The following is a 20798-nucleotide window of genomic DNA, read 5'->3' on the forward strand; positions in this document are numbered from 1 at the left end:
TCGGGAAAATACGGATTGACGCCGGAAACGGGTGGATATTAGCTGTTACTGGGAGAAAGAGCATGCTGATCCTTGTCACCGGGGCTACGGGCAAGGTCGGGCGGCGCTTCGTGGCTGGGCTGCTTGACGAGCCGGGGTTTTCCAAAGCGCGCATTCGCGCGCTTTGCCATAACCGTGTGCTCGATGAGACCGACCGCATCGAAGTGATCAAAGGCTCGATCGCAGACAGCGGCGTCGTCGCAGCCGCGATGGAAGGCGTTACCCACGTCCTGCATCTCGCCACCTGCAAGGAAACGCCCGATGACGTCATGGATGTCACCGTCAAGGGCCTCTTCTGGCTGCTCGAAGCCTTCCGCACGAGCCCGACGGCCAGCCAGTTCATCCTCATCGGCGGCGATGCCGGCATCGGCCATTTCTTCTATCGGCATGACGGGCCAATCACGGAAGCCACGCCGCACCGCGCCTATCCCGGCTGCTACGCGCTCTCCAAGGTGCTCGAAGAGGTGATGCTCGAGCAGTTCGCCATCCAATACGGCATCGACACCTGCTGCCTGCGCGCGCCCTGGATCATGGAGAAGGACGATTTCAAGTTCACGCTCTCCTTCGGCGACGATGTCTTCGGCGGACCGGACTGGAAAACCCTCGTCCCGCCGGCCGATGCCGAGCGTTATGCGCGTGACGGCACAGTGCCGCTGCTGCGCGACGCCGACGGGCGCCCGCTGAAGCGCAATTTCGTTCATGTCGACGATCTCGTCTCGGCGATCCTCAAGGCGATCGACAATCCGCGCGCCAAGGGGCAGCTCTTCAACATCTCGATGGATCGCCCCGTGGATTATGGCGAAGTCGCCGCCTATCTCGCCCGCACGCGCGGGCTCGGCTCCGTCGACATACCAAGCCAGTATCACTCGAACTGGATTGACAACAGCAAGGCGAAATACCTGCTGGACTGGCGCCCCGTCTACGATTTGGAAAAGCTCATCGATTCAGCCTGGGAATACCGGCGTTCAGGGGAGGAGCCTCGCATCGTCTGGTATCCCGGTTGATTGCAGGCGGGCGAAGGCGCCCGTCTTTCACAAGGGAGGAAGCTATGAGGAAGGCATTATTGCTTACAGCCGCTGCAGTGCTGGCGATTACGGCAGGTGAGGCCATGGCCGCCAAGAAGCAGCTGGTCATCGTCGTGAAGGGCCTCGACAACCCGTTCTTCGAGGCGATCAACCAGGGCTGCCAGAAGTGGAACAAGGAAAACGCATCCGCCGAATATGAATGCTTCTACACCGGCCCGGCATCGACCTCCGATGAAGCCGGCGAGGCGCAGATCGTCCAGGATATGCTCGGCAAAGCGGATACAGCCGCCATCGCCATCTCGCCGTCTAACGCCAAGCTGATCGCCCAGACGCTGAAGACGGCCAATCCGAGCGTTCCGGTCATGACGCTCGATGCCGATCTTGCGGCGGAGGATGCGGCGCTGCGCAAGACCTATCTCGGCACGGACAATTACCTGATGGGTGCGAAGATCGGCGAATACATCAAGAAGGCCAAGCCGAACGGCGGCAAGATCTGCACCATCGAAGGCAACCCCGGCGCAGACAACATTCTGCGCCGCGCGCAAGGCATGCGTGACACGCTGAGCGGCCAGAAGGATCTCCCCGCGCTGAAGGGCGAAGGCGGCTGGACTGAGGTCGCCGGCTGCCCCGTCTTCACCAATGACGACGGCGCCAAGGGCGTTCAGGCGATGACCGACATCCTCGCCGCCAACCCCGATCTCGACGCCTTCGGCATCATGGGCGGCTGGCCGCTGTTCGGCGCACCCCAGCCCTATCGCGACCTGTTCAAGCCGATGGCAGACAAGATCGGCAAGAACGAGTTCGTCATCGGCGCCGCCGATACGATCGGCGACGAAGTGGCCATCGCCAAGGAGGGCCTCGTTACCGCGCTCGTCGGCCAGCGGCCGTTCGAAATGGGCTACAAGGCTCCCTCGGTCATGATGGACCTGATCGCCGGCAAGCCGGTCGAAGACCCCGTCTTCACCGGGCTCGACGAATGCACCAAGGATACCGTCGACACCTGCATTCAGAAATAGGATGCCCATCGGAGCGCTCACGCGAGCGGGCGCTCCGACACGCCACCTTCATCAGAGGTTGGAAAATAACCAGTCCGAAAACGCGCGCATACCAGCCGTGACCGGCCGCGATTGCAGGCGCGTCAGCCAATAGCTTCCGAGCGATATGGTCGTCGGAAACGGCTGCACGATCGCGCCCGAGGCAAGGTGCCTTGAGAACATCGACGGCGGCGCGAGCGCGATCCCCAGCCCCTGGAGTGCGGCCTCCATCATGCCGACCGAGGAATCGAAGACGATGCCGGCATTCACCTGTGCGGCCGGCGGCACACCGGCCGCCCGAAACCATGCGCTCCACTCATCCGCCCGATAGCTGCGAAGAAGCGTCACCCCGGCAAGATCCGCCGGCGACCGGATATCCTCCGCGAGCTTGGGAACGCAAAGAGGCGAGAGCGGAGCGTCGAACAGGCGCGTCGCCTCCGTGCCGTGCCACGAGCCGCTGCCGAAGCGGATGGCGAAATCCAGTCCCTCTGCGGCCGGATCGACGCGGTTGTTGTTGGTGGAAACCCTGACATCGATGAAGGGGTGGCGGCCCTGGAAATCCGAGAGCCGCGGCAGCAGCCAGCCGACCGCGAAGGTGCCGACCACGCCGAGAAACAGCAATTCCCTGACCTGCCCGGCCTCGATCCTGTCAAGCGTCGTCGCCATCTGATCGAAGGAAGCGGTCACCGTCGGCAGCAGCGCTTCGCCTTCCGCCGTGATCTTCAGGCCGCGGGGAAGACGCTGGAACAGCGATACTCCCAGTCGCTTCTCGAGACCCTTCACCTGCTGGCTGACGGCAGCCTGGGTCACGCACAGCTCGATCGCCGCGCGGGTGAAGCTCAGATGCCGTGCCGAAGCTTCGAAGGCCCTCAAGCCGTTCAACGGGAGGAATTGCCGGACCATATCGAGCCCTAGAATTTCTTGTATCTGCTGCGAGATATCATCGTTTGTGATCGCAAAACAGCGCCGATAAACGCCATCCACATGCGCCTTGCGCACTGCTGATCTGGAGGATGACGAAATGAAAAGCCTTGGGATAAAAATTTTATCGACCGTTCTGATCTCCGCATGTGCTTGCGCGAGCGGCCTTGCCGCCGACGAGGCGAAAGTGAGGGCGATCACGGACGCCGCGATCAAGCCGCTCATGAAAAAACACGCCATACCGGGCATGGCCGTCGCCATCACCGTCGACGGGCAGGATCACATCGTCAATTACGGCGTCGCGTCGAAGGATACGGGCAAACCCGTCGGGCCGGAAACCCTGTTCGAACTCGGCTCGATCAGCAAGACCTTCACGGTGACGCTGACAACCTTCGCGGAAGCGAACGGCGATCTTTCCCTGTCCGACAGGGTGAGCAAATATCTTCCCGCGATGAAGGGAAAGCCGTTCGGCGATGTCCTCCTGATGAACCTCGGCACCCACACGGCGGGCGGATTTCCGCTGCAGGTTCCCGACGAGGTCACAAACGAAAAACAGCTGATGGCCTATTTCCAGGCCTGGCAACCCTCCTATGAGGCGGGAAGCCACCGGAGCTACGCCAATCCAAGCATCGGCATGCTCGGCTATATCACGGCAAAAAGCATGGGCGGCGATTTCACGAGCCTGGTGGAAAAGCAACTCTTCCCCTCGCTCGGCCTGAAAAGCACCTTCATCGATGTGCCGAAATCGCGGATGGCGGACTATGCCCAGGGCTACAAACGCAGCGGCGAGCCGGCCCGCATGGGCCCCGGCTTGCTTTCATCGGAAGCCTACGGCGTCAGATCCACCGCAAGGGACATGATCCGCTTCGTCGGTGCGAATATGGGCCTGGTCAAGCTCGACGGGAAACTTGAGCAGGCGATCGCCCATACCCATACCGGCTATTTCAATGCCGGCGCGATGACCCAGGATCTCATCTGGGAGCAATATTCCTATCCGCCTGCCCTGAAGACCCTGCTGGAGGGCAATTCACCCGCGATGCTCAAGACGACTTCCGTCTCCGAGCTGAAGCCGGCGATGAAACCGCGCGAAGACGTATGGATCAACAAAACCGGCTCGACCAACGGCTTCGGCGCCTATGTCGCCTTCATCCCCGAAAAGCGTCTCGGCATCGTCATGCTCGCCAACAAGAACTATCCCAACGAAGAGCGCGTCTCCGCGGCCTACGAAATATTGGCTGCACTCTCCGCAGAGTGATGTTGGCAACCGCTCGAAATCAGGAAGCAACACGGAAATGAATATCGAATAAACAGAAGTTATGCACAATAAACTGCAATCACACCAATAATGATGTTCGACAAAGTGGATTTTTACTGTCATCACACATGTGCACAGTGCAAAATTCCTAATTGAGGACCCGCCAACCACCCCGGCGGGTCCTCATTTTGTTTCAAGGCAGATTGCGGCGATGCGATCCCTCGCCATCAGGCACGGAGCTGAAGTACATCAGACATAGTGAAATATCTCCCACCATATCATTCGTAACCCAGAGAGTCAAAATCCAGATTTGAAGTTGTGACCGCAGTCACTGTCATCATATGGATATTATTGATCGTTAATGCAGATGAATATCTATCCAATATTCGACTGAAATACATATACTGATCATCAAGTGTCTAAAGTTTAATCATCTTATAATTGATATTTAAATACAACTTCTATATGAAATCGTTAATTTTACCTTTTGATAAAATTTTTATCTCCATGCACAATTTTTGCTCAGATTTACTGCCGTTTGGAAGAGGCCAATCGTCTCCTTCCCGAGAGCGAAAATACCCGCCAAAAACCCTTTTCCGCATCGGCCTCACGGCGCTGCCAGCAGGCCGCCGGCATTGGTGACGACGGCATCACGGCGGGCCGGTGAACGGCCTCCGGGGCTCGCACGCCGAAGGACATCGATCCAGGGCAGGCACCGTCAGCATGACGCCGCAGAGATGTCGAGATAAATCAAATCGTTACACCAGAGGTATCGGCGATCCGCCAGGCAGTATTCGGTGCGTTGCACCACCCTCGGATACGATCGCGCCGGGCTCGACCGGGACGCCGATACGACCCGCCCTCTTTCGACGATCCATGCACTTGAGACGACCGATATATCTCAGCGGCGTTAGGCCCTGCCAATTCAGCACGCCGGCATGCTCCGCACCGGGATCCAACCTGTGTCGAAATGGTCGCACTCGGCAGCCGAATCAATCCGTCATAAAGCATTTGCTTGCTCAACTTATAATTTGTGTCATGGTCACTGTAAGTAGTGAGGGAGCCGACCAGATGAGTGATTTAGCATCGCAGATTCCGGAATTTGGTTACGATGAGCGCGTCATGATCTGCCGCAAGCAGATCGAGAAGGCGGTTTATCAGTTCATTGCAAACACCAAGGTCGATGGGTGCGATCCGGCGGAAGTCGCAATGGCCATCGCGGATATCGCCGACGATTACATTTTGCTTCTGGCGCAGAAGCGCAACCTGACCCACTGAGGTCGCCGATCCGCGGCAAGGCAGCCGCTCGTCCAGGGGACGGGCGGACGGTGATCCCGCAACCGCTTCCCTGATGGAGGCGTCGCTGAGGGAAGCACCACAGCCGCTTGAACCCGCGCAGAGACGGCTCCGCCGCCAGCGCGGCTCATTCGACCGACATCTCTCACCAGCCCGCTTATCTCCACGCACGAAAAACCCCGAAAGTCGGACGACCTTCGGGGTTGTTCAGATCGATGGCAGCAACCGTTTAGTGGCTTCTCACGCTCATTTGCGGAACGGGGGAGCTCAACTCGGCCAGATCCCGGGTCAAGCCCTCCCCCACTTCCTGTTTCACCGCCTCGAGCGCGAGATCGAGGCAATGCGTCGCGAACTGCAGTTTAACGTCCTGAGCGACCTGCCGCGCATACGCGATCATCCGCGCAAGCGCGACGAGTTCGTCCAGACCATCTTCCGCCCCTTGGTCTGTGTCTATCCTAGCAGCCGATGTCACGCCCATGCCCCATTCTCCCACGAATTCAAGGCACAATACGCCGGCGGACACGTTCCAGCCCGTGAAAAAAGCGTGACACAACCCTCGGTGACGATTGTCACATTCGGGCTCAAAGCACAGGTCGAGTCCGGAACGAGGTTTCGCGGAGCTTCCAGCGCGGAACGGCCGTGGAGCGGGCGTCCTCGGCCTCCTGTACGGCTTTCAGCAATTCCAGGGCATCGATGCGCTTTTGATCGACGGAATGCGCCACGAGGGACGCCAGCAGCCGCGGGCGCTCCGGCTCGGCCAGATCGGCGCATTGCTCGACGATCGCCCGCCACGTCCGTTTCTTGAAGAAAATCGCGGCTGCCGCCTGCTCGATGCGCTCGCGCGCTCCGCGTGTCAGCAGCCCGCTGCCCTCCATCGCATCGAGCGTCGCGTTGACATTGACGAGCGGGATCGTCAGCGGCTTGCTGCCGAGCGCACTCGGGGCATGCGTGAGCGCGACGGCGGCATCGTCGACGAGCCGGCCGGTGCGATAGTCTTCGAAGATCCGGCCGATCCCGATCATGCCGAACGGATGGCATTCGGCCGCCCGCAGCGCCCCCATGCTCGCCGCCCCCATGACGATCACCCCGAGCGACAGGGCGTGGAGAATTTCCTTGTGCCAGACCGGCGCCACATATTCGAAGCCGCCGTCGATCAGGCCGATGACGTTGGCGCCCTCTTCCACCGCGGCCAGCACGTCGCCCTGCGTGGCTGGCGGCAGCACGGCTATTCCCTCGCCGGCAAGCAAAGCCGCGTCGGGAAGACTGGGACCTGCAAAAATGATCTTCAAAACCCGATCGCCCTCGCAAACGCCCTCGTTCCAAAACGCCGGGCGCGCTCACCCTCCGGATTTTCGAGCTCGGGAATGACGACCTTTACGACGCTGAAGGGAAGCGTCTCGTCGCTGAGGCGCACGACCACGACCGAAGCGATTCCCCTGTTTCGCAGGGTCTCGAGCACATGCTGCAACAGGAGCGGCAAATCCTGCCGGCTCCCGCTATCGCCGGCGGCGGGCGGCACGGCAACCGCATCGAAAGCCCGCCGCAAGGACAGCGGCAAGCATCCCGTGAAAGTGGCCGGAGAAATATCGTCCCGGGCGCCGCTGATATAGGTGAGCCGCGACTGCACCGCCTCCGTCACCGCCCGGATGGCCGCCCGAACGGGAGAGGGATGCGCGCCCGTGCCGCCTGTCACCTCGACCAGGCGGATATCCCTTTCGCCATGGATATCACCAGGGCCGAGCATGGCGGTGAAACACGGGATCGCAATGTCGCTGGTGATGTCGAAAAGCCTGAGCGCCAAGCCCGACGCTTCGATCTTGTCGATCAGCCCGGTCAGCGCGCTATCCTCGAAACCTCGGGGATCGACGCAGCGGGAATAACGATGCGCCTCAGCACCCACCTGCCACAGCACATGGGCGTCACGCTCGATGCGCTCCAGCACGCCATGAAAGATCGCCTCTTCGAGATTGTTTCCCGACGCCAGCCCATCCGACGACATCCAGTACCGCGCGTCGCGCGTGCGGTCGAGCACCACCGCTTCGAAGGGGATATGGATCGTGTCGCCCGTGAGGATATTGCGGCCGGCAACCCATTCGGTCTCCTCGTCCGGCCCGAGATCGGGCTTATGGAGCGCGATCAGGCAATCCAGCCTGTCGACCGAAGAGCCCCTCTCCTGCAGAGCGGAAGCCGAGCCGCGGACGCGCTCGACGGAGGGTTCGCCGGCAACGGCCCGCTCGAGGGCTTCCATGATCGTGGATACCTTGGCGTCGAGATCGGTCAGGCCCTTTCCCTGGGCGATCACGATCGACCGGGAGTTCGGGGCATAGGCGCACCAGACGGGGATGCCGATATCGTCCAGTCCGGTATGGCGCGCGACCCTCGTGATGCCGAACCCGGCCAACAAGGGCTCGACGCGGGAAAGGGTTTCCCGCGGCGAAATGATCCTGTCGGAATATATGATCCGCTGCCGATGTGTCAGAACGCCGGCTCAGCCGTCGACATGGCCGGAAAGGGCGACCTGCACCGACGAAACGGCGACCGCGAGGTCGACGTTGTTGACGAAGGTGCCGCCCGTTTTGCGCAGGTCGTTCACGGTCGCCAGATCTCCCGTCGGATTGAGAGGCTTGATCGTGCCCGCATCGAGATCGGCAAGCCAGAGCCCTGTCTCGCCGGGTATTCCGATAATGACTGCCTTTGCCATGTAATGCCCCTAAGTGATTGTTAAAAACCAGCCCTCAACAGGCCCTCCCGATAAAGCTCTTTTTGCCACTGTTCCTTGAAAGGAACGATGGCGAGCCACTTCTCGACGTCGAACACCGGGTTGATGCTTTCGGCGCGCTGCCGATGGAATAGCGCCCGCTTTCGATCGCCGATCATTGCGCAACTGGCCGCCGCGATGCGGTGGGCCGGCGCCTTGTCTTTCATCGCCTCGACATAGGCGATGGCCTGCTCGTATTGCTCCAGGAAGAAGCTCGCTCCTGCCGCACACCAGAGATAGGCGTCGGGTGCGATCGGATTGAGCGAAATCGCTCTCGTGATCTTGTCGAGCGCATCGCCGGGGCGCGATGCATGCACGAGCGTGTCGGCATGGCTGTAGATGACATCGGCGAAATGCGGGCTGAGTTCTTCCGCCAGATCCAATGCCGCGACGCTCGCATCGACATCGCCGAGATAGAGTTTGGTGACGCCGAGCTCGCGATGCCCCGCCGCCGATGACGGATCCCGCTCGATGGCGCGAAGCGCATGCTGCTCGGCCAGATGCAGCAGCTCATCGTTGCCCTGCGCCGTCACCAGCCATTCGCTGGTGAAGGTTCTCGCCAGCCCGGTGAAGGACGGCGAAAAATCCGGCTTGTGCGACAGCGATTGTTTGAACGCCTTCCTTGCCCGCCGGATATGCGGCAAGGTCAGCTTGCTCATCAGGCTCGAGCCGACGAGATAGGAATGATAGGCTTGCGGGTTGGCTTCGAAACGGAGCCGTTCCTCCTCGTTTTCTGCCAGTTCGCTCGCCACCGACAAGGTCAGCTGCTGCGCGATCAGCCGTCTCTGCCGCGGCAGCGTATTGGGCGTCATCGCAAAGCGGTTGGCCCAGATGATCTCGTCCGTCGGGAAGTAGATCAGTTGGGCGAACAATCCCTCTTCGGAGAAGCGTGTATCCAGGAGATAGGTGATCGAATGCCGGGCGACGACGGCCGCCTTCTCGGAGTCGCGGCGGATCTGTCCTGCCGTATGCGGCGCGACGATGGAAACGTTCCGCAGCGCGCAGAGTTCGATCGTGACGTCTTCGATGAGCGCGTTCGCAAGAGCAAGCCCGGCATCGGCATGTTTCGATGTCGGGGGAAGCAGCACAAGGCGAGGCAGGATCAGGGGCAGCGCCGATATGCGCCCAGTATCGCCGGACGCATCGCCGGGCGCCTCGCCGCCGGACTCGGAACGCTTCACCTCTACTCTTGCAGTGGCCTCGCCGTTGCGAAGCCGCTCGCTGACCGAAGATCCGCCCGACAGCTGGTGCAGCAATGCCCTGACCTGCTCGTCATTCGGGTCGCGTTCGAGGATCTGCAGGGCGGCGCTGGAAATGATGCGCGCGTCCCCGGGATTATGCATATCAGGCAGCGCATCCAGCAAAGCCTGCCGCAATTGCAGCGCCTGGATGTCCCGCTGCGCCCTGATCCAGGCATCGATCGGCTTGGTCGCCGGCTTGATGTTTCCAATGAAGCCGCGCTGCGTCAGTTCGGCGATCGCGTTCAGCCTCTCAAGAGGCACACCGCCGGCGCGGAAGATATCGAGGTCGCTGGAAACCGCCTGCGTATTGAGACGAACGGTGGCGGCCGTGAAATCGAAGGCTATCTCGGCGCGGCCGCCATCTGTCTCGCGAATGCGCGAAAGCAGTTTGCGCAAGTTGAGCCGCGCCTGCTCGGGCTCGACATCGTTCCACAGGAACTGGGCCAGTTCATAACGGCTGAGTTCGCGGCTCGGGCCGGTATAGAGATGGGCCATCATCAACAGGCCCTTGATCGGATAGCGAACCGGATCGCCATTCGTCTCGATCAACCGCAGATCGCCAAATGTCTGCAGGTGAAGCACGATCCATCCTCAGCCGTTCACAACCGGATCCTGCAATTCACCGTCGATGTCGGACAATCCCGCCACCGCCAGGCTCTTGGCCAGCGCCACCAGCTTTTGCCGGATGTTCGGGTCCTCGATCGCGATGAAAGCCTTGTTGAGCGCCAGGCCCTCCTTGGAGGACAAGAACTTGTTCAACTCGCTCGTTTCGCCTTCGATCGGCCCGGAGCCGCTGTTCTCGAAGAAGAAGCCGATCGGCACGCGAAGGATCTCGGATATGCGCTGCAATCGGCTGGCGCCTATCCGGTTCGTTCCCTTTTCATATTTCTGGATCTGCTGGAAGGTAATACCGAGAAGTTCGGCCAGACCGTGCTGGGTCATCCCGAGCGTCTTTCGCCGAACGCGCACGCGGTTGCCAACATAGACGTCGATTGAATTCGGCGATTTAGCCTTCATGTGAACAACTCTCCCGCTGTATCAGCACGCCCCGCTGTATAATGGAGAGTTTAAGCGATAATGCAACTAAAAGTAAATATTTTAGTAAGGAATTTTTTCACCGCTCAACACAGTAAAAAACAACCTGTGGATTATTACAGTGGAGGTCACTTCAGCCCGAAGCATGCCGGGCGTTTTGCGCCGAAGACCTGCGCAAAACCAAAGACTAAAGCGTAACAGGCGAAGATCGCGACAGGCTTCAGGCGCCAGATGCACTGGCACCCCTCGCAGCGACGCCGCGCTGCGCGTAATCGGATGCCGACCTAAACAGGCCTTTGGGCGATAGCGATCATCGACTTGGCGAAGGCGGGAATCCTGCCGACATATTCGAAACGGATATTGTCGAAGCCGCTGTCCATCAGCAGCGTGCTCAAGGTGCTTTTCGACCAGAACTTGATATGTCCGTGATCCTTCAACGGCATGAAGTGATCGTCCATTTTCCCCACCGCAGCCAAAGCGAGATTCTTCAGGTAGCCGTGATAGGGCGTCGACATCACGGCGATACCGCCCGGCTTGACGAGATCGTACATGGTCGAGGTGAATGCCTTTGGATCGTAGACATGCTCGACGACCTCGAGACTGATGACGGCATTGAATTTGCCGTATTCGCTGGAAAGATCGTCATAGGCCGAGCCGACATTCAGCGGCAGCTGGGGATAGTTGATATTGGCCTTGGTGATGCCGTCGTTGGAAGGATCGACGCCGACGACATCATACCCTTTTTCCGAAAGAGCCGCCGCCGCCCCGCCGGTCCCGCATCCCAAATCAAAAACGTCATTTTCCAGAGTACCGTCGAAATGGGTCTCCAACACATCCAGCACCGTCGGCAAAATGTAGGAGTGCGCGGTCGTCGGTTTGGCGTGAACGTAGGTGGTTGCGTCTAACTCGATAGACAATATGCCTCTCCTTTCTGCTCTGCGATTGCACCGGACCCTATAGAAAAATACGTCGAAAATTTGATGAAAATCGATAAAACCGCCCAAGCGACAAAGAAATCAAAATATAATCTATAGTTACGTCGCGAAAAAACAAACCTATTACGCGAAACTGGAGTTTTAATGGAATTTAGAACGGAATCTGTGATGCGCTATTCATCTAAAATCGGGAGATGACCTTTATATATCTGAAACAAATACAATAATATTCGAGCGAAATCTATGGGAACGACAATCAAAACCATCGCAATGGCTGACTGCTCGCCGCCAGGAAGTTCGGGGTATCCTCTATCTCCCGTTGCAATTGTCGGCAGCGGTATTGAAGATTCTTGATTGAAATGGTGCTGAAGCCTCGCCACGGCAATCTGTAGCGCGTCCTGCCCGATCGCGAGGGGAAAAGATGCCCAATTGCCGACACGAAACCAAAGATATTTAACGGATAACTGTATACTGCTGGATTTAGACAGCCGATCGAAACCCTTCTCGCGTACCGGAGAAGACAAGCTTGCCCGATACATCGCCCGCATATGCGAAACAGCCGGTGAAAAAACCGCGGATTCCCGTGGTTTTCTGGCTGCTGCTGGCGATTTCCCTCTCGCTGGTCATGGGAACGGTACTTCTTTCCAACGACATGAAACACCTGAAGGAGGCCGGACATTACTTCGGCTTCGATCTCTTCCCGGAAGAGGTGAAGCCGCCTCCCCCCAAGGCCTTTCCCCGCCCGGCGCCGCCGGCCGCCTTCAAGCTTCCGCTGCACGCGACCGAAGCGCCGATGGTGCAGACCGCGTCGGCCTTTCTGCGCACATGGCGGATCTCCGGGCCGGCAATGTGCGCGGCGTTGCGCGATGCGGGCATTCAAACCAGCGATTGGGCGGCGGCAAGCTTCAACGCCGATACCTACGAATGCTTTTTCGAGCACAGCGGCAAGCGGGAGAAGGATCAGCTTGCCAATTCCACCTTCGTCATCGTCCGCGGCGACGCCAGCGGCACGATCAACAATATGCGCGTGAAGATCATCAATCCTCAGACCGATCAAAACGGCCAGCTCGATCCCGCCATCCTGCGGATTTTCGAAATCATGCTGCGCCAGCCGCAATGGCTCGATTTCCACGAAACGCTGAACGCGATCAAGAATCTGAGGGACGTCAAGGAAGACGGTTTCGGCGCCAATATCAGCTTCACCCGCGAAGTGCTGAATGAAGGGCGCTACAACTTCACCCTCTCGCTGGACCCGACCTCGCCCCCGCAGAAAAGGACGAGAAATTATTTCTCCGAGAGAATATGGCTTCCCTCGCCGGACCCCAAAGGCGAGACCGCCGAAGCCCAATCGGAACCGACGGCCGAGCCTCCCGGCGCGGCAGAGGCGAAAAACCCGGAACCGAGGCCATAGTCCTGGCGATCAGGCCATGCGGCTCGCATCGTTGTGATGCCTGGCGAGGATCTTATAAAGCTCCGTCAAACTGTCGGGATCCGGCCGCTCGGTGGCGTCGCCGCCCGCCAGGCGCCAGACACGCTCGACATTGAGGTCCTGCGTGACCTGCGCAAGATCGTCGTTCAGCGAGCGAATGACGGCAGCCGATCGCTGCAACCGCCGCGAGGCTCTGACGAGCGCGACGAGCAGGACGAGAATGATGCCGGCGACGCCGAAAACGAGGCCCGCGAACTGGCGATCGTCGAGATGGGATAAGTCGTTTCGGGCAATCGCCATAAAAAAAGCGGCATTTTGAAATGCGATATGAAAATAGCTCATGAGATAGCTGAACCAATCTTCCATTACGAGCTCCCTACGCAGCGGTTTATATCTTGGAATATATTGAAAAGTCTAGAAAATACTGCCTTTGCCGCTCACGGCAGAAGTATATTTGAAGTTGCATTATTCCATTGATTTGAACTCGAACCGCGGATGGATCGGCGCCGGCGAACCGGCCCCTCGCACGCCACCGCAGACGTGAAAACAGCAAACAGTGAGAGAAAGAGTGAATAGAAGACGTTTCCTCGCCTCCGTTCCGCTCGCCCTGTTGTATGCTCGCGCGGGCCAGGCGCTGGCGCAAATGGCGCCGCCTGCCGGGCTGCGCGCCCTTGCCGACGGGAAATCCTTCCGATTCGGCTCGGCGATCGATGCCGGGGATATCAACGATCCGGTCGCGTCGCAGATCTACATCGCCAACGTCAATTCGATCACGCCGCGAAACGAGCTGAAGTGGAATGCGACGGAAAAGCGGCCCGGCGTTTTCTCCTTCGGCCCCGCCGACCGGATCGTCGCCTTTGCACGCAAAAACAATATGCGGGTTTATGGACACACGCTGATCTGGTATCGCGTCCCGGACTGGGTGTCCGCCATCACCGATGCGCAGACGATTCGGACGGCGATGAACCGTCACATAAAACAGGTTGTCACTCGCTATAAGAGGTCGATCGATGCTTGGGATGTGGTGAACGAGCCGTTGGAATATGATGCGCCGGACCTGCGGGATTGTGTTTTCCGACGCCTTCTTGGCGACGACTACATTCGTATGAGCTTCGACATGGCGCACGAGGCCAATCCCGGCGCGACGCTGGTGCTCAACGAAACGCATCTGGAGAAAAAATCCGACGTGTTCGAACAGAAGCGCACGCGCGTTTTGAAGATCGTCGAGGATCTGGTCGCCAGGAAGACGCCGATCGGCGCCGTCGGGCTGCAATCGCATTTCCGCCCCGGCCTCGACCGGATCGATCCGGAAGGAATGGGCCGTTTCTGCGCGGCGCTGAAGGATATGGGTGTCGGCGTTTTCATCACCGAACTCGATGCGTCCTGCCACTTCCTGAAACGCGACAAAGGCTTCACGCCGGCCTCCTATGCCGAGGTTTTCGGCGACGTCATCACCGTCGCCGCCGAGCGCGGTGACTTGAAAGGTGCCACCGTTTGGGGCATGTCGGAGAAATATGGCGAGCTTGACGAGAAGGACACCGATCCCGGCGCGGCATGCACGAAGCGCGTAAATCTTTACGACGAAAACAACGATCCGAGAAGTTCGGTTGATGGCATCAAGCGGGCAATAGAGGCAATGTGATCGCCAAGAAAGCGGAGACGCGAACAGATTCATGAGAAAAGCCGTTATTTATGTGGAAAAATTTTTGCCTGCCAGCCAGGCATTTGTTCTCAACCAGGCGGTGGCATTTCGTTCGTTCGAAGCTGAAATTCTTGCCGGTTCGCGAATCTCTTCCGCCCATACGAAAAAATCCACTGTCCCGGTTCATGACATCCGCCGGTCTCCGGTCGCGCGGGCCGGCGAACTGCTTCTGAAAATCCCGCAGATCGGCCTGCCCTTCCTGTTTCCCGCGATTGGCAACGCCGATCTCGTCCATGCCCATTTCGGCAAGAACGGCTATGTCATCGGTCCGCTCGCGCGCGCCGCCGGCAAGCCGCTGGTCACGACCTTCCACGGCTTCGACGCCACCTATCGCGGCGATCCGAAAAAGCCGGGCGGCTTCAATCAGGTGCGTTTCTTCGCCAAGGGCCGCAGCGAAATGGCCGGCTGGAACAGCTGGAATATCGCCGTTTCCGACTTCATCCGCGACCGGCTGCTGGCGCTCGGCTTCCGCGCCGATCGCGTCTATCGCCATCATATCGGCATCGATCTCGATCTCTTCAAAATGGAGCCTCGTCCCCGAAAAAAGGGATTGGTGGTTTCCATCGCCCGTTTCGTCGACTATAAGGGCCACCGCTTCATGATCGACGCGCTTTCACGCGTGGCGGCCGCCGGCACCCCGGTTGAATTCGTCATGGTCGGACAGGGACCATTGAAGGAGGAAATCGAGGCCTTGGCGCGCCGTTCCTTGCCAAGCGTCACGATCCATGAAAATCTGTCTCAGACTGAGATCAGAGATCTGCTCGCCAGTGCGGAACTCTATCTTCATGGCAGCGTGACCCTCGACAATGGTCACGCGGAAGCATTCGGCCTCGCCAATCTGGAAGCCGAAGCCGTCGGTACTCCGGTTGTCGCATTTCGCTCGGGAGGCGTGGGCGAAGCGATCGAAGAGGGGAAAACTGGTTATCTCGTGGAGGAGCGGGATGTCGCGGGCATGGCGGAAGCGGTTGGAAAGCTGCTCAACGACCAGGCTCTGTGGACAGCCTTCAGCGCGCGGGCACCGCTTCTGGTGGCCGAGCGTTTCGACATACGTCGTCAAACGGGGATGCTAGAGGACTATTACAGTTCCGTTCTAGACGAATTTGCCAGCCGGGGTCGGACTTGATGGTGCAGACAGGAAAGAAGCCGAAGTGGGGGCTGAACGTATTTCGGCCGCTGCGGAACGGGATCGTTAAGGCCAAGTGGCTCTATTACACGAAATTCTGGGGTATGGACATCGATCCCACCGCCAGCTTTTCCTTGAGCGTGCGCTTCGACAAGACCAATCCGAAGGGATTGCACATCGGCGCCGAAACCTATGTCGCCTTTGAAGCCGCCATCCTGACCCACGACCTCACACGCGGGCTCTACCTTCACACCAGGATCGGCAAGCGCTGCTTCATCGGCGCGCGCAGCATCATCCTGCCCGGCGTCGAAATCGGCGACGAATGCGTCATCGGCTCCGGCTCGGTGGTGACCAAGAGCGTGCCCGCGCGCTCGCTCGTGGCCGGCAACCCGGCAAAGATAATCCGCAGCGATATCAAGATCATTTCGCGTTACGGACGCATGGCCCGCGAGGACGAAACGGTCACGCAGATCGTGACGCATTTGCCGACTGGAGAAGCACGATGAAGATGTTTGCCTATCGTGGGAAACACGAGAATTTCGGCGACGAGCTGAACCATTGGCTTTGGGAGCGCCTGCTGCCCGGCTTCTTCGACGAGGACGAAAGCCAGCTGTTTCTCGGCATCGGCTCGATCCTCTACGACAATTTCGACCCGAAAATGCAGAAGATCGTCTTCGGCTCGGGTTATGGCGGCTACACCAACCCGCCGAAGGTCGACGGCAACTGGACCTTCTATTTCGTGCGCGGAAAGAAGACCGCCGAAGTCCTCGGCATCGACCCGAGTTATGCTATCGGTGATTCGGGCATCCTCACGCGCAGCTGCTGGGATGCGAAAAGCGTCGAGAAGCGCTACCCCGTCTCCTTCATGCCGCATTATGAAAGCGCCATGTACGGCAGCTGGGACAAGGTCTGCGACCTCGCCGGCATCCACTATATCGATCCCCGCTGGTCGGTGGAAAAGGTTCTGACCGAAATCAGCGCATCGCAGAAGGTCGTCTCCGAAGCGATGCATGGCTGCATCATATCGGATGCGCTGCGCGTTCCGTGGCGGGCGATCCGGCCGATCGCGCCGGGCAACCGCGCCAAGTGGTATGATTGGGCGAGTGCGCTCGATCTGGAAATCGATTTCGATCCGATCGGCCCGTCCAACCTCGTCGAAGCAGGCGCGTCGCTGGTGCGGAAAAACACATACCTGCTGAAGAACATCACGTTCCGTCACCGCCGCATCCGGCAGCTGACCGGCAACTATGTCTTCGGCTCGACGGTCAAGACCCTGCAGCGGGTGGCTGAAAAGCCGGGACAGCTCAGCTCCGACGCGTCGATGGTAAGAGCGCACGAGAAAATGCTGGTCGAACTGGATCGGCTGAAGCAAGATTTTTCCAAGAAAGCGGCAAGCGCCCTTTGATGACGCTAACCGGGTTCCTGACGAGGCAAGAAGGCATGATGCTTTCCGACGCTACCAACACTCTCTGCTCCCGCAAGGGCAAGTATCACTCTGGTTGGGCCTGCGGCCCGCTTGAATGGTCAACATCCCGGACCTCAGGAGCCGTTCGCCCATGAGCAGTGTTACCGATCGACTGATCCAGGGCAGCATGTGGCTGAGCCTGTCCCGCGCCATCGTCAACGGGCTCTCGGCACTCAGCACCTTTGTGCTCGCCTGGTATCTCGTACCGGCTGATTTCGGTCTCGTCGCCATTGCAACGACGATCCAGGTCATCCTGAGTTCGGTCACAGAACTCTCGCTCAATCAGGCGCTCATCCGCCACGAGTCCCCCAGCGAAACGCACTTCAGCGCGGTCTGGACGTTGAGCGTGACGAGAAGCGCGATATTGGCGCTGCTGTTTGCCGCCGCGTCCTATCCGATCGCCGAGTTTTACAACGAGCCGCGGCTGACGAGCGTCATGCTCGCCTTGAGTTTCAGCCTGCTCTTGAGCGGTCTTGCCAATCCGCGCCGTGTCATGCTCCAGCGCGATCTGATCTTTTGGCAGGAATTCGTCCTCAACGTCTCGCAGAAGCTGGTCGGCTTCATCGTCACGGTGGGAATTGCGGCGATCTATCAGAGTTATTGGGCCCTCGTGATCGGCACCCTCGCCTATCAGGTGACCAATATCATCGTTTCCTACACCGTCCTGCCGTTCTGGCCACGCATCACCTTTCGGCATGCACGTGAACTGTTTTCGTTCTCGGTGTGGCTGACGGCCGGACAGATCGTCAACACCCTGAACTGGCGGATCGAATATCTGCTGATCGGCAAGATGCTCGGCGCCACGCAGCTTGGTCATTATACGGTCGGCAACACGCTCTCGACGCTGCCGACGCGCGAAGCCACCGCGCCGTTGAACCAGACGATTTATCCGGGCTTTTCCAAGGTCCGCAACGACCCGGTCCGGCTGATCGCAGCCTATCAGCGCGCGCAGGCGCTGCTGGCGGCCGTAGCGCTCCCGGCCGGGATCGGCATGGCTGTCGTGGCCGATCCGATGATGAGGCTTGCCCTGGGAGAGAAGTGGGTTCCGGCGATCTTCATCGTCCAGGCGCTTGCCTCGGTCTTCGCCCTGCAGACCCTCGGCTCGCTCGTCCAGCCGCTCGGCATGGCGAAGGGCCATACCAAGATGCTTTTCATCCGCGACACGCAGATGCTGGTGGTCCGCATTCCCATCATCATCGCCGGTCTTATGATGGCCGGGCTTCCGGGCGTCGTTTATGCACGCGTGTTGACGGGCCTGATTTCCACCGTGGTCAACATGCTTCTCGTCAAGCGCCTGATCGATCTGCCGTTCTTCCAGCAGCTCGCAGCCAACTTCCGCGCGCTTGCCAGCGTCGCCTTGATGGCCGCCAGCGTCTGGGGATTGTCGCATGTCGTCAGCATGCCTGCCGACAAGCTGCACCTGGCGGTGTATCTTGGCTTCCTCGTCGTCACCGGCGGCATCATCTATGTCGGCTCGAGCTTTGTTCTCTGGGTTGCGATGAAGAGGCCCAGCGGCCCGGAAACCGAAGTTCAGCGTATCGTTGTCAAGTTCCTGTCAAAAGCAAAACGTATTGCCGTACCCAAATCGGCCTGAAGCGAAACGAACATCAACAAGAGAGGCAGAATGACCAGCCAATCCAGATCGGAGCTGATCTCAAAACTCAACGGCATGATCCATGATTGCCTGAAGGACTATGTCTCGCGCGATGAACCGCTTGCGATTCTCGACTTCCCCGACATCCGAAATTGCGGCGACTCGGCAATCTGGCTGGGTGAGATGGCCTATCTCAAGGATCGCTTCGGCAAACGCCCGGACTATGTTTCCAGGCTCTACGACTTCTCCGCCGACGAACTGAAGCGGCGGGTTCCCACGGGCCCGATCTTCATTCACGGCGGCGGCAATTTCGGCGATATCTGGGTTGCCCACCAGGATTTCCGCGAAATGATCATGGAGCGTTTCCCGGATCGGCAGATCGTCCAGTTCCCGCAGTCGATCCACTACAGCTCGGCCGAGCGGATCGAGCAGTCCAAGCGGGCCATCGGGCGCCACAAGAATTTCGTGCTGCTCGTGCGCGACGAAGAGTCGAAGGAGTTTTCCGAAAAGCACTTCGACTGCACCGTTCGGCTATGCCCCGACATGGCTTTCGCCATCGGCCCGCTTGCCGAAAGGGCGACGCAGATCCCCGTCCTCGCCATGCTGCGTGAGGATGCGGAACGGGTCGGCGGCGGCGATCGCAAGATCCCTTCCGATATTCCTGTGGAAGACTGGATTACCGAGTCGAAACGGAAGGTGGATATTGCCAAGAAGCTGGGCGTCGCTTCGGCCTATCTCGCATTGAAGCCGAGCGAAGTCGCCTTGCGCAGGCTGGACGCCGCAGCGCACAACCGCTTCGAGCGCGGCATCAGCCAGATCTCACGTGCCCGCGCGATCGTGACCGATCGCCTGCACGTCCATATCTGCTCACTGCTGCTCGGCCGCCCGCATGCGGTGCTCGACAACAGCTATGGAAAGATCCGCCGCTTCATGAATGCGTTTTCCGGCGGAACGGACCTTTCCTACAAGGCGACCTCGCTCGAAGACGGGATCGAGTGGGCGCGTCAGCAGGCGTCCAAGGGGCGTGTCGCTGAGAAAGAAGCTGTGGGCCTGCGGGCTTGAGGGGGAATTCGATGCCACTTGTCACCTTCATCATCCCGGTCCGACATCAGGACAACGCGCGCGATTGGAGCAAGCTGAAGGCAAATCTCAGCCAGACCGTGGCCTCCATCTCCAATCAGACCAATGGCGATTGGCGCGGCATCATCGTGGCGAACGAAGGGGCTGACCTGCCGGATCTGCCGGAGAAATTCTCCGCAGTGCGTGTGACCTTTCCGCCGAACGACATGCATGAGCTCGGTAAGGGCAGCAAGGAAGACTTCCTCGACGCCTTCCGCGCCGACAAGGGCCGACGCGTCCTGAGCGGGATGTTGGCCGCTGCCGACAGCCGCTTTTTCATGATCGTCGACGATGATGATTTCGTCAGCTCCCGGATCGTCCAGTACGTTTCGGAAAACCAGAACGCCAACGGCTGGACCATCGACCACGGCTACATCTGGGACGATGGCGGCAATTTCCTGCTGGGTCACGATGACTTCAGCCATCTCTGCGGCACCTCGCTGATCATTCGCGCCGATCTTTATCAACTGCCGCAGCGCTTCGAAGACGCGTCGCTCGACTGGATCAAGTCGATGCTGGGCAGCCATGTCCGCATTGCCAACATTCTTGCCCAGCGCGGAGCGCCGCTGACGAAACTCCCCTTCCGGGGCGCCGTCTACCGGGTCGCCCATGGCGGCTCGCACAGCCGGGCGCCGAGCCTGCTGCGGCAGTATTTCCTCAATCGCGGCGCGCTTTCCAAGCCGCGGCGCTGGTTGCGCAATTTTCGTAAGCTGAGGATGCTCGGCGACGGTCACAGGCGCGAATTCTTTGGCAAGACGCGGTCTAACCCCGCGTAAACCCGATCCGCTCGAACATCGCACAGGCAGTCAAAACATGAGGCTTTTCGC

At 59.5% G+C, this 20798-nt stretch carries 21 protein-coding genes; 12 read left to right on the forward strand and 9 right to left on the reverse strand.

The annotated features are described in order from the left end of the window. The first annotated feature begins 62 nt into the window (after positions 1-62). Both QD408_RS06750 and QD408_RS06755 read left to right on the forward strand, forming a co-directional pair. Positions 63-1043, forward strand: coding sequence for an NAD-dependent epimerase/dehydratase family protein (locus QD408_RS06750; RefSeq protein ID WP_088684686.1), 981 nt, complete (start codon positions 63-65; stop codon positions 1041-1043). Between the two features lie 44 nt (positions 1044-1087). Then, positions 1088-2080 carry a substrate-binding domain-containing protein gene (locus tag QD408_RS06755; protein WP_088684687.1) on the forward strand — a complete coding sequence of 331 codons (993 nt, stop codon included), beginning with the start codon at positions 1088-1090 and terminating at the stop codon, positions 2078-2080. A gap of 51 nt (positions 2081-2131) precedes the next feature. On the opposite strand, the gene QD408_RS06760 is transcribed toward QD408_RS06755, so the two are convergent. Then, on the reverse strand, positions 2132-3001 hold the full coding sequence (locus QD408_RS06760) for a LysR family transcriptional regulator (protein ID WP_414138763.1): 870 nt from the start codon (positions 2999-3001) through the stop codon (positions 2132-2134). Between the two features lie 118 nt (positions 3002-3119). On the opposite strand from QD408_RS06760, the gene ampC reads away from it, so the two are divergent. Together ampC and QD408_RS06770 are read left to right on the forward strand one after the other, a co-directional pair. Continuing rightward, positions 3120-4274: a class C beta-lactamase gene (ampC, locus tag QD408_RS06765; RefSeq protein ID WP_414138764.1), complete on the forward strand. Its 1155-nt coding sequence runs from the start codon at positions 3120-3122 to the stop codon at positions 4272-4274. Between the two features lie 1071 nt (positions 4275-5345). After that, the gene (locus tag QD408_RS06770; protein WP_088672922.1) at positions 5346-5552 is read left to right on the forward strand and encodes a hypothetical protein; all 207 of its coding nucleotides are present in this window, start codon (positions 5346-5348) and stop codon (positions 5550-5552) included. 247 nt (positions 5553-5799) lie between these two features. Here QD408_RS06770 and QD408_RS06775 read toward each other — a convergent pair whose 3' ends face one another. The 7 genes from QD408_RS06775 to QD408_RS06805 form a co-directional block, all read right to left on the reverse strand. Next, positions 5800-6048, reverse strand: a complete 249-nt coding sequence (locus QD408_RS06775) for a hypothetical protein (RefSeq protein WP_088684689.1) — start codon at positions 6046-6048, stop codon at positions 5800-5802. Positions 6049-6151: 103 nt separating this feature from the next. Then, positions 6152-6859 carry a TfuA-like protein gene (locus QD408_RS06780; RefSeq protein WP_414138765.1) on the reverse strand — a complete coding sequence of 236 codons (708 nt, stop codon included), beginning with the start codon at positions 6857-6859 and terminating at the stop codon, positions 6152-6154. Then, positions 6856-8010: a YcaO-like family protein gene (locus tag QD408_RS06785; RefSeq protein ID WP_414138853.1), complete on the reverse strand. Its 1155-nt coding sequence runs from the start codon at positions 8008-8010 to the stop codon at positions 6856-6858. The genes QD408_RS06780 and QD408_RS06785 overlap by 4 nt, the downstream gene beginning before the upstream one ends. A gap of 48 nt (positions 8011-8058) precedes the next feature. After that, positions 8059-8271: a hypothetical protein gene (locus QD408_RS06790; protein ID WP_088684692.1), complete on the reverse strand. Its 213-nt coding sequence runs from the start codon at positions 8269-8271 to the stop codon at positions 8059-8061. Between the two features lie 20 nt (positions 8272-8291). Continuing rightward, on the reverse strand, positions 8292-10151 hold the full coding sequence (locus QD408_RS06795; protein WP_414138766.1) for a peptide antibiotic resistance protein: 1860 nt from the start codon (positions 10149-10151) through the stop codon (positions 8292-8294). 9 nt (positions 10152-10160) lie between these two features. Beyond that, positions 10161-10586: a helix-turn-helix domain-containing protein gene (locus QD408_RS06800; RefSeq protein WP_088684694.1), complete on the reverse strand. Its 426-nt coding sequence runs from the start codon at positions 10584-10586 to the stop codon at positions 10161-10163. A gap of 302 nt (positions 10587-10888) precedes the next feature. Further along, positions 10889-11521, reverse strand: a complete 633-nt coding sequence (locus QD408_RS06805; protein WP_088684695.1) for a class I SAM-dependent methyltransferase — start codon at positions 11519-11521, stop codon at positions 10889-10891. Between the two features lie 544 nt (positions 11522-12065). On the opposite strand from QD408_RS06805, the gene QD408_RS06810 reads away from it, so the two are divergent. Next, entirely contained in the window at positions 12066-12950 is an 885-nt protein-coding gene (locus QD408_RS06810) for a DUF6030 family protein (protein ID WP_414138767.1), read from the forward strand. 9 nt (positions 12951-12959) lie between these two features. Here the strand turns inward: QD408_RS06810 and QD408_RS06815 are convergent, their stop codons facing one another. Then, positions 12960-13334 carry a DUF948 domain-containing protein gene (locus QD408_RS06815; protein WP_414138768.1) on the reverse strand — a complete coding sequence of 125 codons (375 nt, stop codon included), beginning with the start codon at positions 13332-13334 and terminating at the stop codon, positions 12960-12962. Between the two features lie 202 nt (positions 13335-13536). On the opposite strand from QD408_RS06815, the gene QD408_RS06820 reads away from it, so the two are divergent. The 7 genes from QD408_RS06820 (at position 13537) to QD408_RS06850 (ending at position 20747) form a co-directional block, all read left to right on the forward strand. Next, positions 13537-14610, forward strand: a complete 1074-nt coding sequence (locus tag QD408_RS06820) for an endo-1,4-beta-xylanase (protein ID WP_414138769.1) — start codon at positions 13537-13539, stop codon at positions 14608-14610. 31 nt (positions 14611-14641) lie between these two features. Then, the gene (locus tag QD408_RS06825) at positions 14642-15793 is read left to right on the forward strand and encodes a glycosyltransferase (RefSeq protein ID WP_088684699.1); all 1152 of its coding nucleotides are present in this window, start codon (positions 14642-14644) and stop codon (positions 15791-15793) included. After that, positions 15793-16299 (forward strand): acyltransferase, encoded by a 507-nt coding sequence (locus QD408_RS06830; RefSeq protein WP_088684700.1) that lies wholly within the window; start codon positions 15793-15795, stop codon positions 16297-16299. The genes QD408_RS06825 and QD408_RS06830 overlap by 1 nt, the downstream gene beginning before the upstream one ends. Next, the gene (gene pssM / locus QD408_RS06835; RefSeq protein ID WP_088684701.1) at positions 16296-17198 is read left to right on the forward strand and encodes an exopolysaccharide glucosyl ketal-pyruvate-transferase; all 903 of its coding nucleotides are present in this window, start codon (positions 16296-16298) and stop codon (positions 17196-17198) included. The genes QD408_RS06830 and pssM overlap by 4 nt, the downstream gene beginning before the upstream one ends. 151 nt (positions 17199-17349) lie before the next feature. After that, positions 17350-18852, forward strand: coding sequence for a lipopolysaccharide biosynthesis protein (locus QD408_RS06840; RefSeq protein ID WP_414138770.1), 1503 nt, complete (start codon positions 17350-17352; stop codon positions 18850-18852). Positions 18853-18882: 30 nt separating this feature from the next. Further along, positions 18883-19914: a polysaccharide pyruvyl transferase family protein gene (locus tag QD408_RS06845; RefSeq protein ID WP_088684703.1), complete on the forward strand. Its 1032-nt coding sequence runs from the start codon at positions 18883-18885 to the stop codon at positions 19912-19914. An 11-nt stretch (positions 19915-19925) separates the two neighbouring features. Beyond that, positions 19926-20747, forward strand: a complete 822-nt coding sequence (locus QD408_RS06850) for a galactosyl transferase (protein WP_088684704.1) — start codon at positions 19926-19928, stop codon at positions 20745-20747. The last annotated feature ends 51 nt before the right edge of the window (positions 20748-20798 follow it).

The sequence above is a fragment of the Rhizobium sp. BR 249 genome (assembly GCF_047445895.1).
Classification (GTDB): Bacteria; Pseudomonadota; Alphaproteobacteria; order Rhizobiales; family Rhizobiaceae; genus Rhizobium.